General features: G+C 72.7%; 11 protein-coding genes and 1 tRNA gene. 3 read left to right on the top strand and 9 right to left on the bottom strand.

Annotated elements, in window-relative coordinates; all coding sequences use genetic code 11:
• Nucleotides 1-2: 2 nt before the first annotated feature.
• The 3 genes from AOA12_RS05865 (at nt 3) to AOA12_RS05855 (ending at nt 1911) form a co-directional block, all read left to right on the top strand.
• Entirely contained in the window at nt 3-1001 is a 999-nt protein-coding gene (locus AOA12_RS05865; RefSeq protein WP_054686823.1) for a metallophosphoesterase, read from the top strand.
• A 16-nt stretch (nt 1002-1017) separates the two neighbouring features.
• A tRNA-Pro gene (locus tag AOA12_RS05860) sits at nt 1018-1091 on the top strand.
• A gap of 73 nt (nt 1092-1164) precedes the next feature.
• Nucleotides 1165-1911 carry an HAD-IIB family hydrolase gene (locus AOA12_RS05855; RefSeq protein WP_054681074.1) on the top strand — a complete coding sequence of 249 codons (747 nt, stop codon included), beginning with the start codon at nt 1165-1167 and terminating at the stop codon, nt 1909-1911.
• A 30-nt stretch (nt 1912-1941) separates the two neighbouring features.
• On the opposite strand, the gene AOA12_RS05850 is transcribed toward AOA12_RS05855, so the two are convergent.
• The 9 genes from AOA12_RS05850 to AOA12_RS05810 form a co-directional block, all read right to left on the bottom strand.
• Entirely contained in the window at nt 1942-3246 is a 1305-nt protein-coding gene (locus tag AOA12_RS05850) for an alpha-hydroxy acid oxidase (protein ID WP_054681073.1), read from the bottom strand.
• Between the two features lie 59 nt (nt 3247-3305).
• Nucleotides 3306-3959, bottom strand: coding sequence for a thymidine kinase (locus tag AOA12_RS05845; RefSeq protein WP_054681072.1), 654 nt, complete (start codon nt 3957-3959; stop codon nt 3306-3308).
• Between the two features lie 28 nt (nt 3960-3987).
• Nucleotides 3988-5445 carry a malate:quinone oxidoreductase gene (locus AOA12_RS05840; protein ID WP_054681071.1) on the bottom strand — a complete coding sequence of 486 codons (1458 nt, stop codon included), beginning with the start codon at nt 5443-5445 and terminating at the stop codon, nt 3988-3990.
• Between the two features lie 23 nt (nt 5446-5468).
• The gene (locus tag AOA12_RS05835) at nt 5469-6539 is read right to left on the bottom strand and encodes an aspartate-semialdehyde dehydrogenase (protein WP_054681070.1); all 1071 of its coding nucleotides are present in this window, start codon (nt 6537-6539) and stop codon (nt 5469-5471) included.
• Nucleotides 6540-6651: 112 nt separating this feature from the next.
• Nucleotides 6652-7821 carry a polysaccharide deacetylase family protein gene (locus tag AOA12_RS05830; protein ID WP_054681069.1) on the bottom strand — a complete coding sequence of 390 codons (1170 nt, stop codon included), beginning with the start codon at nt 7819-7821 and terminating at the stop codon, nt 6652-6654.
• Nucleotides 7822-7839: 18 nt separating this feature from the next.
• On the bottom strand, nt 7840-9126 hold the full coding sequence (locus AOA12_RS05825; RefSeq protein ID WP_054681068.1) for an aspartate kinase: 1287 nt from the start codon (nt 9124-9126) through the stop codon (nt 7840-7842).
• Nucleotides 9127-9280: 154 nt separating this feature from the next.
• Nucleotides 9281-10183, bottom strand: a complete 903-nt coding sequence (locus AOA12_RS05820) for a DMT family transporter (protein WP_054681067.1) — start codon at nt 10181-10183, stop codon at nt 9281-9283.
• Complete coding sequence (gene recR / locus AOA12_RS05815) at nt 10180-10773, bottom strand: recombination mediator RecR (protein WP_054681066.1); 594 nt, start codon at nt 10771-10773, stop codon at nt 10180-10182. The genes AOA12_RS05820 and recR overlap by 4 nt, the downstream gene beginning before the upstream one ends.
• A gap of 3 nt (nt 10774-10776) precedes the next feature.
• Nucleotides 10777-13227 (bottom strand): DNA polymerase III subunit gamma and tau, encoded by a 2451-nt coding sequence (locus AOA12_RS05810; protein WP_054681065.1) that lies wholly within the window; start codon nt 13225-13227, stop codon nt 10777-10779.
• Nucleotides 13228-13254 lie beyond the last annotated feature (27 nt).

Below are 13254 nucleotides of genomic sequence, written 5' to 3'. Positions count from 1 at the left end.
TGCTGGCCGCTCACGGTCCTGCTGAGTCTCACCGAGGCCGCACCGCCCTGACCGCCCTCGCGGCGGCCGGGGCGGTCGGCGTGGGCGCCGCCGTGTGGGCGACGTGCGTCGAGCGCTACCTGTTCACGCTGCGCGTGCACGCCGTGCCGGTGCTTCCGGCCGGAACCGCCCCGCTGACCGTGCTGCACCTGTCCGACGCCCACATGGCGCCGTGGCAGCGCCGCAAGCAGGACTGGATCGCCCAGCTGGCCGAGGAGCTCTCCCCCGACCTCGTCGTGAACACGGGCGACAACCTGGGCCACGCGCACGGGCTCGACGGCATCCGCACCGCCTTCGCGCCGCTGCGCGGCGTGCCGGGCGTGTTCGTGCACGGGTCGAACGACCGGTTCGGCCCCTCGGGGCGCAACCCGCTGCGCTACTTCTCGGGCCCGTCGCGACACCACCGCGACGCGGAACCCCTCGACACGGCCGCGATGGACGCGTACTTCACCGACGAGCTCGGCTGGCACGACCTCAACAACACGGCGGCATCCGTCGACGTCGCGGGGCATCGCGTCGAGGCGTTCGGCGTGAGCGACGCCCACCGCGAGTGGGACGACCTCGACGCCCTTCCCGACGCGATCGAGGACGCCCGGCCCCGCCGTCGCCTGCTGCGCGCCGCAGAGCAGCCCCTCCTGCGCCTCGGCGTGACGCACGCCCCCTACCGGCGCGTGCTCGACCGGTTCACCGCCCTGGGCGCCGACCTGCTCGTCGCGGGCCACACGCACGGCGGGCAGGTGCGCGTGCCGTTCGCGCGCCGCGCACTCGTCGCCAACTGCGACATCCCGCTCGACCAGGCCCGCGGGCTCAGCAGCTGGACGGCCGACGGCCGCACCGTGCCGCTCAACGTGAGCGCTGGTCTCGGCCACTCCATCTACGCCCCCGTGCGGTTCGGCTGCCGGCCCGAGGCGTCGGTGCTCGTCCTCGTCGCCGATTCGTCTGATCGGGTGCCGACGGGGTAGACTCGGAGGGTTGCCACGGGGTGTGGCGCAGCTTGGTAGCGCGCTTCGTTCGGGACGAAGAGGCCGCAGGTTCAAATCCTGTCACCCCGACTCACACAGGGCTCCACTGAGAGGTGGAGCCCTTCGCACGACAACTGCACTGCACGACACCGGGGGGCTCGTCATGCCGATTCGTCTCGTCGCCTTCGATCTCGACGACACGCTCGCACCGTCGAAGACCGCGATCGACCCGCGCATGGGAGAGCTGCTGATCGCGCTCGCCGAGCGCGTGCAGGTCGCGATCATCTCGGGCGGGCAGCTGCAGCAGTTCCGCACGCAGGTCGTCGACCGGCTTCCGGCATCCGACGCGGTCGCGAACATCCATCTGCTGCCCACGTGCGGCACGCAGTACTACCGCATCGCCGGGGGCGAGCTGCAGACCGTCTACGCGCACCCGCTCACCGACGACGAGAAGCGGCGAGCGCTGACGGCCGTCGAGGAGGAGGCGCGGCGGCTCGGCCTCTGGGAGAGCCGCACGTGGGGCGACATCCTCGAGGACCGCGGCTCGCAGATCACGTTCTCCGCGCTCGGCCAGGCCGCTCCCGTCGCCGAGAAGTCGGCGTGGGACCCGACGGGCGAGAGGAAGAACACGCTGCGCGACGCGGTGGCGGCACGCCTCCCCGACCTCGAGGTGCGCTCGGGCGGCTCGACGTCGGTCGACATCACCCGCCGCGGCATCGACAAGGCCTACGGCATGCGGCAGCTCGCCGAGCAGACCGGCATCCCGCTCGACGACATGCTCTTCGTCGGCGACCGCCTCGACGAGCACGGCAACGACTACCCGGTCCTCGCGATGGGCGTGGCCTGCCACGCCGTCGAGGGCTGGGAGGACACCGCCGCCTATCTCGACGGGCTGATCCCCACCCTCTGAGACCCGGGCCGGAAAAGCACCCTGATCGAGTCAATCCCTTCTCGCCGAGTCAACCTCCGGCGCGCGCGAAAGGAGCATTGACTCGGCGAGGGAGGATTGACTCGGCGTGTAGGGGGTCAGGGCGCGCAGCTGGGTGACGTGGCGGGGCTCCAGCTCGTCGAGCGAGGAGACGCCGAGGAGCTTCATCGTGCGCTCGATCTCGGTGCGGAGGATCTCGATCGTACGGTCCACGCCCCGGCGCCCGCCGGCCATGAGCCCGTAGAGGTACGCGCGGCCGATGAGGGTGAACTTCGCGCCGAGCGCGACGGATGCCACGATGTCGGCGCCGTTCATGATGCCGGTGTCGATCATGACGACCGCGTCGCGCCCCACCTCGCGCACGACCTGCGGGAGCAGGTGGAACGGCACGGGCGCCCGGTCGAGCTGGCGTCCGCCGTGGTTGGACAGCACGATGCCGTCCACGCCCCGCTCGACCAGCCGCACCGCGTCGGTCACGTTCTGCACGCCCTTGACGACGAGCTTCCCGGGCCACATCTCCCGCACCACGGCGAGGTCGTCGTAGCTGATGGTCGGGTCCATCGCGGAGTCGATGAGCTCGCCCACGGTGCCTCCCGTCGACGACAGCGACGCGAACTCCAGCGTGGGCGTGGTGAGCAGGTCGTACCACCACCACGGCCGCGGGAGCGCGTCCAGCACCGTGCCGAGGGTCAGCTGCGGCGGGATCGAGAAACCGTTGCGCTTGTCGCGCAGCCGCGCACCGGCCACCGGGGTGTCGACCGTGAACATCAGCGTGTCGAACCCGGCCGCCGCCGCCCGCTCCACCAGCCCGTAGGAGATGTCGCGGTCGCGCATGACGTACAGCTGGAACCAGTTGCGCCCGTACGGGTTGGCGGCCCGCACGTCCTCGATCGAGGTCGTGCCGAGCGTGGAGAGCGTGAACGGGATGCCGGCGGCGCCGGCCGCCCCGGCACCGGCGACCTCGCCCTCGGTCTGCATGAGCCGCGTGAAGCCGGTCGGCGCGATGCCGAACGGCAGCGCCGAGCGCCCGCCGAGGATCTCGCACGACGTGTCGACGCTGAGCGCGGGCCGCAGGATGTCGGGGTGCAGCTCGATGTCGACGAACGCCTGCCGGGCCCGCGCGAGCGACACCTCGCCCTCCGCGGCACCGTCGGTGTAGTCGAACGCGGCCTTGGGCGTGCGGCGCTTCGCGATCGCACGCAGGTCGGCGATCGTCAGCGCCCGATCGAGCCGCCGGGCGACGCCGTCGAACTGCGGCCTCCTGAACTGCATGAGCTGCATGAGCTCGGCGGGCTTGGGCAGCTGGCGCTGGACCATCGGCATCCCCTCTGATCGCATCGGACGACGTCTGGAGTCCACAACCCTATCGCGCCGGCTCACTGCAGCCGGCCGCCCGATTCGCGCAGATAGCACTCGGGGCACATCGACTCGTAGGTCACGCGGTCGAGCGACAGCTCGTCGATGACGACCTGGTCGCCCTCGAAGACGAACCGGCCGCCGACCAGCCGCGCGTTGAAGAGCGCCTTGCGCCCGCATCGGCAGATCGTCTTGAGCTCCTCCAGGCTGTGCGCGAGCTCGAGCAGGCGCGCGGAGCCGGGAAAGGCGCGGGTCTGGAAGTCGGTGCGGATGCCGTAGGCGAGCACGGGGATGCCGTCGAGCACCGCGATGCGCAGCAGGTCGTCGACCTGCCGCGCCGACAGGAACTGCGCCTCGTCGATGAGGAAGCATGCGACGTCGGGACGCTCGCCCGTCGCGATCGACTCGGGGATGAGCGCGGTCTCGGCGCGCGCCTGCATGAGCGCCCGATGGTGCGCGAACTGCTCGCGCACGTCGTCGTCGGGGCCGATGACCAGGTCGGCGCGCCGCGAGACCCCCAGCCTGCTGGAGATGTTCTCGGCGCCCTTCGTGTCGATCTGGGGCTTCGCCAGCAGCACGTGCTGGCCGCGCTCCTCGTAGTTGTAGGCCGCCTGCAGCAGCGCCGTCGACTTGCCCGAGTTCATCGCCCCGTAGCGGAAGTAGAGCTTGGCCATGGGCCGGCCTAGGGGCGCGCGGCGCGGGTCACGCCGTGATCGACAGCGTCTCGGCGGTGGCGTGCAGCGAGTCGGATGCCGCCTTCGGGTCGGGGTTGAGGTCGGCGCCGTAGCTCGGGATGAGCTCTCGCAGCGTCGGCTCCCACTGCGCGATGCGGTCGGGGAAGCACGTCTTCACGAGGTTCAGCATGATCGACACGGCCGTGGAGGCGCCCGGCGAGGCGCCCAGCAGGCCCGCGATCGACCCGTCGGCCGAGGCGACGACCTCGGTGCCGAACTGCAGCTTGCCGCCCTTCATCACCTGCGCGCGCTGGCCGGCGTTCAGCAGCTCCCAGTCCTCGTCCTTCGCCGTCGGCATGAAGTCGCGCAGGCTGTCGACCTTCTTGCGGTGGTTCTTGGCGAGCTCGCTGACGAGGTACTTGACCAGGTCGAGGTTGGTCGCGCCGACCTTGAGCATGCTGAAGATGTTCGAGAAGCGCACCTGGCTGACGATGTCCCAGTTGGAGCCCGTCTTGAGGAACTTGGGGCTGAAGGTCGCGAACGGGCCGAACAGCAGCGAGGCCTTGCCGTCGACGACGCGCGTGTCGAGGTGCGGCACCGACATGGGCGGGGCGCCGACCGAGGCCTGCGAGTACACCTTGGCCCGGTGCTGCGCGACGAGCGCGGGGTTGTCGGTCTTGAGCCACTGGCCGCCGATCGGGAACACGCCGTAGCCCTTGATCTCGGGGATGCCCGAGCTCTGCAGCAGCTTGATCGCCCAGCCGCCGGCGCCGACGAACACGAAGCGGGCGTTGACGCTGCCCGGCGTGCGGCCCAGCGCGTTGCGGTACGAGACCTTCCACGTGCCGTCCGGGCGCTTCTTGAGGCCCCGCACCTCGTGGTTGACGACGACGTCGACGCCGCCCTCCTGCAGGTGGCGGAGCATCTGCCGGGTGAGGGCGCCGAAGTCGACGTCGGTGCCCGCGGGCACGCGCGTCGCGGCGAAGGCCTCGCCCGCGCGGCGCTTCTGCATGAGCAGCGGCGCCCACTGGTTGATGACGCGGGAGTCCTCGGAGTACTCGATGCCGGAGAACAGCGGCTGGTCCTTGAGCGCCTCGTAGCGGCGCTTGAGGTAGGCGACGTCCTTCTCGCCCCGCACGAACGTCATGTGCGGGGTCGCGTTGATGAAGGTCGACGGCTCGTCGAGCACGCCGCGCTGCACGAGCGACGACCAGAACTGGCGGCTCTGCTGGAACTGCTCGTTGATCGAGATCGCCTTGGCGGGGTCGACCGAGCCGTCTGCCCCGGCGGGCATGTAGTTGAGCTCGCACAGCGCCGCGTGGCCGGTGCCGGCGTTGTTCCACGCGTTCGACGACTCCTGCGCGGCCTCCGACAGGCGCTCGTAGACGACGATCTTCCAGTCGGGCTGCAGCTGCTTGAGAAGGGTCCCGAGCGTGGCGCTCATGATGCCCCCGCCGATGAGGACGACGTCGACCGTTTCGTTCACATGCTTCATCCTATTGCCGCCGCTCAGGCGTCCACGCCCAGGCGCTCGGCGACGAGCTCGGCGAGCTGCACGGTGTTGAGCGCGGCCCCCTTGCGCAGGTTGTCGTTCGAGACGAACAGCACGAGGCCCTTGCCCTCGGGCGCCGACTGGTCGGCGCGGATGCGCCCGACGTAGCTCGGGTCCTTGCCCGCCGCCTGCAGCGGCGTGGGCACCTCTTCGAGCACGACGCCGGGGGCGGATGCCAGGATCTCTCGCGCGCGCTCGGGCGTGATGTCGCGCGCGAACTCGGCGTGGATCGACAGCGAGTGGCCCGTGAAGACGGGCACGCGCACGCACGTCCCGGCGACGCGCAGGTCGGGGAGCTCGAGGATCTTGCGGCTCTCGTTGCGCAGCTTCTTCTCCTCGTCGGTCTCGTTCAGCCCGTCGTCGACGAGGCTGCCCGCGAGCGGCACGACGTCGAAGGCGATCGGCGCGACGTACTTCTCGGGCTGCGGGAAGTCGACGGCCGAGCCGTCGTGCACGAGGTCGATGGCGTTGCCCTGCGCGATGACGGCCTCGGCCTGGCCGAGCAGCTCCTGGGCGCCGGCGAGACCGGAGCCCGAGACGGCCTGGTAGGTCGCGACGACGAGGCGCACGAGGCCGGCCTCGGTGTCGAGCGGCTTGAGCACAGGCATCGCGGCCATGGTCGTGCAGTTGGGGTTGGCGATGATGCCCTTGGGCGGGTTCACGGCGGCGTGCGGGTTGACCTCGGCGACGACGAGCGGCACGTCGGGGTCCATGCGCCACGCGCTGGAGTTGTCGATGACGACAGCGCCCGCCTCGGCGAACCGCGGGGCGTGCGCGCGCGACCCGGTCGCGCCGGCGGAGAAGAGGGCGATGTCGATGCCCGACGGGTCGGCCGTCGCGACGTCCTCGACGATGACGTCGTGGCCGGCGAACTCGATCGACCGGCCGGCGCTGCGCGCGGTGGAGAACAGCCGCAGCTCGCGCACGGGGAAGCCGCGCTCGATCAGGATCTCGCGCATGACCGTCCCCACTTGGCCGGTGGCGCCGACGACGGCGACGGAGAGTCCGGAATCGGAGATGCGGGTCATAGCGGTACCTCGGAATCGTCAGGGGATGCGCCGATTCTACCCGGCTCCGCGGGTGCTCCTTGAGCACGGGGGGGGTGGCACTCGCGAACGGCACGGACGGAGCGCGGCCCCCTCAGCCGATGAGGTCGGCGAGGTCGCCGACCGTCATGCCGAAGTTGATGCGGATGCACGGCAGCGCGAGCTTGTCGGTGCCGATGCGCACGTAGCCCTGCTCGGTCGTGCGGCCGAGCGCGAAGCCCGCGAGCGCGACGCCCTGCTTCGTCCGGTCGTCGTAGTGCCCGAACGGGTAGGCGACGACCTCTTTCGCACCGCCCAGCACGGCCGCCGACTGCTCCAGGTCGGCGGCGATCTGCTCGGGCGTCCAGTTCACCATCCGCCCCTTGCCGTTCTCGCCGGCGGAGTGCATGTCGTGCGTGTGCGATCTCTGCAGCACATACGGCGACGGCGGCCTCAGCCCGTCGATCGTGATCGCGAACGAGGTGGCGAGCACGCCGTAGCGGTCGACGATCGGCACCGCGAGGTCCTGCCACGTGGCATCCGCGTCGTCGTCGGTGACGATCACCGAGTGTTCGGGCAGCCACAGCCGGCCGTCGATGAAGGCGTCGAGCTCGGGCCACGTCGGCAGATAGAACCGCTGCTCGGCGATGTAGGCGATGTGCTCCTCCCAGTCGCCGATGTACACGTGGTTCGCCCGCAGCCAGTCGTCCTCGCCCTCGGGCCGCGTCGTGAACTGGTGGTACATCAGGACGGGGATGCCGGCGTCCTCCGCCCGCACCTCGTCGGGGCTCTTCCACGCGCCGTGCAGCAGCAGCCGGCGGTCGTCGCACGCGACGAGGTCGGCGCCGTTGACGCGCTGCGGGATCGGCGTCGCCTCGGCATCGGCCGGCGTCGGATACCAGCCCGCGAACACGGCGCCGTCGCGCTGCGGGATCGGCAGGTGCGCGAAGAGCCGCCCGGTCTGCTCGAGCACGGGCGGCAGGTCGATCCCCTCCCCCGCGAACGACACCGCGCACGCGCCGGGATCGGCGGTCTGCGCGAGCAGCTGCTCGGCAGGCGACAGCGTCGGCGTCGGCGTCGGCGTGGGCGACGGCGCGACGGTCGGCGTCGCGGGCCGGGAGACGCCGGGCGCGGGCGCGGCGCCGCGATCGGCGGCCGCCGGCCACCGCAGGATCAGTGCGCCCGCCGCGACGACGAGGGCGACCGCGAGCACGCCGACGACCACGGCGAGCACGCGCGTGCCCGCCCGTGCACGGCGGCGCCTGCGCCCCGGGCCGGAGGTCATGGCCGGGACGCGCCCGGATCAGCGCCCGGTGCCGGCGTAGACGACGGCATCGCCGTCGCCGTCCAGTCCGTAGGCGTTGTGCACGACGCGCGCCGCCTCGGCGAGGTCGTCGCCGCGGACGACCACGGAGATGCGGATCTCCGACGTCGAGATCATCTCGATGTTGATGCCGGCGGTCGACAGCGCCTCGAAGAGCGTCGCCGACACGCCGGAGTGGGTGCGCATGCCGGCGCCGACGACCGACAGCTTGCCGATCTGGTCGTCGTGCACGAGGTTCTCGAAACCGACGTCGGCCTGCTCGTTCGCGAGCGCCCGCAGCGCCGTGGACGCGTCGCCCTTGGGCAGCGTGAACGAGATGTCGGTGCGGCTCGTCGCCGCGGCCGACGAGTTCTGCACGATCATGTCGACGTTCGCGCCCGACTTCGCGACGATCTTGAAGATCTCCGCCGCCTTGCCCGGCACATCGGGGACCCCGATGACCGTGATCTTGGCCTGTCCGAGGTCGGTCGCGACTCCCGCGACGATCGGCTCTTCCATCTCTTCTCCCTTCGCCCGCTCCGGCACCGACATGCCCGGACCGAGCACGAACGTGCCCTGACCGGAGCTGAACGTCGAGCGGGCGTTGATCATGACACCGTGTCGCCGCGCGTACTCGACCGCGCGGATGTAGAGGACCTTGGCTCCGTTGGCCGCGAGCTCGAGCATCTCCTCGGCCGAGATCACGTCGAGCTTGCGGGCGCGCGGCACGACGCGCGGGTCGGCCGTGAAGATGCCGTCGACGTCGCTGTAGATCTCGCAGACGTCCGCGTCGAGCGCCGCCGCGAGGGCGACGGCGGTCGTGTCGGAGCCGCCGCGGCCCAGCGTCGTGATGTCGCGCGTGTCGCGGTTGAAGCCCTGGAAGCCGGCGACGATGACGATGGCGCCCTCGTCGAGCGCCTCGCGCAGGCGCACGGGCGTCACGTCGACGATGCGCGCGTGACCGTGGTCGGCGGTCGTGAGCATGCCCGCCTGGCTTCCCGTGAACGAGCGCGCCTCGAAGCCCATCGAGTAGATCGCCATCGCGAGCAGCGCCATCGAGATGCGCTCGCCGCTGGAGAGCAGCATGTCGAGCTCGCGGGGCGCGGGGATCGGCGCGACCTCGGATGCCAGGTCGAGCAGCTCGTCGGTCGTGTCGCCCATCGCGCTGACCGCGACGACGACGTCGTGCCCCGCGCGGCGGGTGTCGACGATGCGCTTGGCGACCCGCTTGATGCTCTCGGCGTCGGCGACGGACGACCCGCCGTACTTCTGGACGATCAGCGCCACTGTCGCAACTCCCGGGTAGTGAGGGGCCGTGGACGGGGATGCCACGGGCCGGGGGCGCGCGGATGCGACGCCCGACGGACTATTTTATGCGGCGCAGCATGCGGCTCCGGCCATGCGACGCCCGCGCCGCCGTCGCGGTGCGGCGGGCGCACGCTCACGGCACGGGCGCGCGGCGCCGGCCGCCCGTCGCGGCCAGCCAGCACCCGGCGACGACGAGCGGGAAGCCGACGAGCAGGCCCGGCGTCACGCTCTCGCCCAGCAGCAGGGCGCCGAGCGCGATCGCCACGACGGGGTTGACGTAGGTGAACAGGGGCGCCCGCGCGGGCCCGACCTCGGCGATGAGCGCGAAGAAGCCGATGAACGCGAGCGCCGTGCACAGGATGCCGAGGGCGGCGAGCGCGGCGCTGCTGCGCAGCGTGGGGGCCTGCTGCGGCAAGATCAGGGCGATCGGCAGATAGGCGACGCCCACGCCGATGAGCGCGAGCGTCACCGCGCCGAGCGACGGCACGTTCTGCAGCCGGGCGCTGACGATGAACGGGGCGATCGCGTAGCAGAGGGCGACGAGCAGCACCTCGCCGATCGCGAGGAGGGCACCGGGCCCGTCGGCGGCGAGCCCGTGCCCGACGACGATGACGGCCACGCCCCCGAAGCCGATGAGGAGCCCGGCGATGCGCAGCGGTCGCAGCATGCTGCGGTCGCCGCGCAGCACCGCGATGACCGCGGCGAACAGCGGCACGGTCGCCACGAGCAGGCCGGTGAGTCCCGACGGGATGGTCTGCTCGGCGTGGCTGAGCAGCAGGAACGGGCCGGCCATCTCGACGGCGGCGAACGCGGCGACCCACGGCCACACGCGCAGCGCGGGGCGCAGCGCCCGCGCCCGCAGCGCGAACGGCAGCAGCACGACGGCGCCCAGCAGCGTGCGGCCGGCCACGACGGCGGCGGGCGAGAAGGTCTCGACGGCCTCCTTGATGAAGAGGTAGGGCATGCCCCACAGCACGCCCATGAGGGCGTACAGGGTCCAGGCGCGGCCCGAGACCGCGGTCGCGACGCCGCTCACACCCGGCGGCGTCCCTCGAAGGCGCGGCCGAGCGTCACCTCGTCGGCGTACTCCAGGTCGCCGCCCACGGGCAGGCCCGAGGCGAGGCGCGTCACGCTGATCTCCAGCGTGCGCAGCATGCGCGTGAGATACGTCGCGGTCGCCTCGCCCTCCAGATTGGGGTTGGTCGCGAGGATGACCTCCTGCACCGTGCCGTCGGCCAGGCGCTGCAGCAGCTGTGCGATGCGCAGGTCGTCGGGCCCGATGCCGGCGATCGGGCTGATCGCGCCGCCCAGCACGTGGTAGAGCCCGCGGAACTCGCGGGTGCGCTCGATCGCGGCGACGTCCTTGGCGTCCTCGACGACGCAGATGAGCGTCTCGTCGCGTCGCGGGTCGCGACAGATGGCGCAGCGCTGCTGCTCGGAGACGTTGCCGCACACGTCGCAGAACCGCACGCGCTCGCGCAGCTCGCCGAGCAGCTGGGCAAGGCGCGACACGTCGAACGTGGGGGTCTGCAGGATGTGGAAGGTGATCCGCTGCGCCGACTTCGGGCCGATGCCCGGAAGCCGGCCGAACTCGTCGATGAGATCCTGGACGATGCCGTCGTACATGGGCTAGCTGAACCTCGTGGGGGCGTTGTAGGGCTCTTCGCGCACGAACGTGGCACCGAGCATCTGGCGCACGACGGCCTCGCCGACGCGCTCGATGCCCGACGCGCGGGGCGCCCGGGGCGCCTGCACGACGGGCGCGATGCGCGGCGGGAGGGGGGCGTCGGCCGGGGGCGCGAGCGCGTCGTCGTCATCCTCGTCGTCGTCATCGTCATCGTCGGCCTCGTCGCGGACGGCGGCGGCGATGACCGCGCCGTCGCGCAGGGCCTCGCGCTCGCGCACGAGGGCGGACGGCGGAGGGGCCTCCGCGTCCTCGGGCTCGTCGTCGACGGCGAGCCCGGTCGAGGGCGCGGCCGACGCGCCGGGTTCGCTCTGCGGGATCGCGGCGACCGCCCACTCGGTGACGGGGGCCGCGACGGTGCTCGCCGCCGGGCCGCCCGCGGACGGTCCGGGCCGCGACGACGACGCCGAGGGCCGGGGAGCCGAGTCCTGGGAAGCCGAGCTCTGAGAAGCCGAGCGCGGCGGAGACGACGGGGATGCCTGCGGCGGGGGCGGCGGTGCCGAGTCCCAGGGGTCCTCCGGCGGTGCGTAGCCGTCGTCGGGCGGGGGCTCGTCGGGCGGGGGCTCGTACGGCGGCAGGTCGCTGGGCGGGACGGCACCGGCCGCCGGAGCGCCGGGAGCGACGGCACCGGGAGGAACGGGGCCGGGAGCAACGGCACCGGGTGGGACGGCACCGGGCGAGACGGCTCCGCCGCGCGGAGCGCCGGGCTGCCCGTCGTCGGAGGGCGCGCCGCCGGGCGGCGGGCCGGGCTCGTGCCGGGCGAGGAACTTGACCTGCACGCCGAGCTCGGCGGCGATCGCGGCGCGCAGATCGGCGCTCGGCCCCTGGCCGGCGGCGAGCTTCTTGAACGAGGCGACGTCGGAGGCGCTGCCGAAGGCGAGCGTCAGCACGTCGCCGGGCGAATAGGCCACCGCGCGGGCGACGGTCGCGAGCATCCACGACGGCCGGCTCACCGATTCGAGGCGCGCGAGGATGAGCGGCCACGCCTCGCGCACGCGCTCCAGCGTCACGGGTCCCGCGGGAACGGGCGGGACGGATGCCGGCGGCGCGGCGGCGGACGGCGTCTCGGCCGCAGGCGGCGCGACAGGCGGCACCGCCGCAGGAGGCACCGCGGCGGGGGGCGCCGCCGCGGGCGCAGCGGGTTGCGCCGCCGGGGCGGTCGCCGGGCGCGCGGCCGCCGGGGCCTCCGGCGCGGGGACGGAGGGCGGTGCGACGGGGCTCGCCGCCGGTGCCGGCGGCGCGACCGCGGCGGGCGGCGGCGCGGTCGCCACCGCCGGCGCCGAGCCCGCGACCGCTCCCCCGTGCGCGAGCACGCGCGCGATGAGCAGCTCGAGCTGCAGCCGCGGCGAGGTCGCCCCGGTCATGTCGTCGAGGGCGCCGACCACGAGGTCGGCGATGCGCGAGAGCCGCTCGGCGCCGAAGACCGCGGCCTGGCCGGCCATGCGCTCCAGCTCGTCGGCGGGGATGCCGCGCAGCACGGCCGACGCCCCCGCGCCGGTCGCGGCGATCACGATGAGGTCGCGCAGCCGCTCGAGCAGGTCGTCGACGAAACGGCGCGGGTCCTGCCCCGTCTGCACGACGCGGTCGGTCGCGGCGAACGCGGCGCCCGCGTCGCCGGTCGCGAACGCGTCGACGACCTCGTCGAGCAGCTCGGCGTGGGTGTACCCGAGCAGTGCGACGGAGCGCTCGTACGAGACGACGCCGTCGGCCGACCCGGCCATGAGCTGGTCGAGCAGCGAGAGCGTGTCGCGCGGCGACCCGCCCCCCGCCCGCACGACGAGCGGCAGCACGCCCGGCTCGACGCGCACGCCCTCGGTCTCGCACAGCTGCTCGACGTAGGCGAGCATGGCGGCGGGCGCGACCAGGCGGAACGGATAGTGGTGCGTGCGCGAGCGGATCGTGCCGAGCACCTTGTCGGGCTCCGTCGTCGCGAAGATGAACTTGACGTGCGGCGGCGGCTCCTCGACGAGCTTGAGCAGCGCGTTGAAGCCCTGCGCCGTGACCATGTGCGCCTCGTCGAGGATGAAGATCTTGAACCGGTCGCGCGCGGGCGCGAACACGGCGCGCTCGCGCAGGTCGCGTGCGTCGTCGACGCCGTTGTGGCTCGCGGCGTCGATCTCGACGACGTCGAGCGACCCCCCGCCGCCGCGGCTGAGCTCGACGCAGCTGTCGCACGTGCCGCACGGCGTGTCGGTGGGGCCTGCGGCGCAGTTGAGGCAGCGCGCGAGGATGCGGGCCGACGTCGTCTTGCCGCACCCGCGCGGGCCCGAGAACAGGTAGGCGTGCCCGACGCGGTCGCCGCGCAGCGCCGCCATCAGCGGCTCGGTCACCTGGGCCTGCCCGATCATCTCGCCGAAGGTCTCGGGACGATAGCGTCGGTACAGTGCGGTGGTCACCCTGACAGACTACGGCGCACCGCCGAC

This window comes from Microbacterium sp. No. 7 (assembly GCF_001314225.1).
Classification (GTDB): domain Bacteria; phylum Actinomycetota; class Actinomycetes; order Actinomycetales; family Microbacteriaceae; genus Microbacterium.
Note: the sequence above shows the minus strand (reverse complement) of the source record. Positions and strands in the feature narration are given on the sequence as shown.